The organism is Mycobacterium sp. E136, assembly GCF_001666865.1.
GTDB lineage: Bacteria > Actinomycetota > Actinomycetes > Mycobacteriales > Mycobacteriaceae > Mycobacterium.
The window spans coordinates 1-865 of the sequence record NZ_LZJE01000254.1 but is presented as its reverse complement, the minus strand read 5'-3'; the positions used below and the strand labels follow the sequence as shown (position 1 = coordinate 865).

Genomic DNA, 865 nt, shown 5'->3' with positions numbered 1-865 from the left:
ACGACATCGCCGACATCCTGCCACTGACCCCCCTCCAACAAGGACTGCTCTACCACACCAAAACCACCCAAGGGAACGACGATTCGTACGCGGTGCAGCTGGCGATCTCATTCAGCGGCGCCCTCGACGCTCGTCGGTTGCGCGAGGCAATGACCGTTGTGGTCAGACGCCATCCGAACCTGGCGGCCCGGTTCCACATACAGTTCGACACCCCGGTACAAGCGATCCCGTCCGCCCCCGCGCCTGGCTGGCGGTACGTCGACCTGCAAGCGGGGAACATCGACGAGCAGATCCAACGCGTGTGCCTCGAGGAGCGTGCCGCAGTCTGCAAGCTCGATGAAGCCCCGGTCTTCCGGGCAACGTTGATCCGCACCGCATCCGATCAGCACCGGTTCGTGCTGACCTTCCACCACATCGTGATGGACGGCTGGTCGCTACCGATCCTGCTGGGCGAGATCTTCGCCAGCTATCACGGCAACCGACTACCCCCACCCACCCCGTACCGCGCCTTCACCGCCTGGCTGGCCGGTCGTGATCTCGACGCCGCAGAGAACGCATGGCGAGAGGTGTTGGCCGACCTGGAAAGTCCTACGCTGGTCGGCCGGTCAGGCCGGTTGGCGTTGGGACGCCAAGGCGTGGAATCGTTCCGGCTCTCCGAGGAAACCACGCGGGCCATCGGCGAGTTGGCTCGCTCACACCGCACGACCGTCAACATCGTGCTGCAATCCGCATGGGCTCAGTTGCTGATGTGGTTGACCGGCCGACACGACGTTGCCTTCGGTGTCGTGGTTTCGGGTAGACCCGCCGATGTGTCCGGCGCCGAATCCATGGTCGGACTCCTGATCAACACCGTGCCGGTACGCGC

Annotated in this window: 1 protein-coding gene; it reads left to right on the top strand. The window is 64.5% G+C overall.

Annotated features, from left to right (window positions below; all coding sequences use genetic code 11):
* On the top strand, nt 1-865 hold an 865-nt coding region (locus A5698_RS17025; RefSeq protein WP_231967431.1), incomplete at both ends, for a condensation domain-containing protein.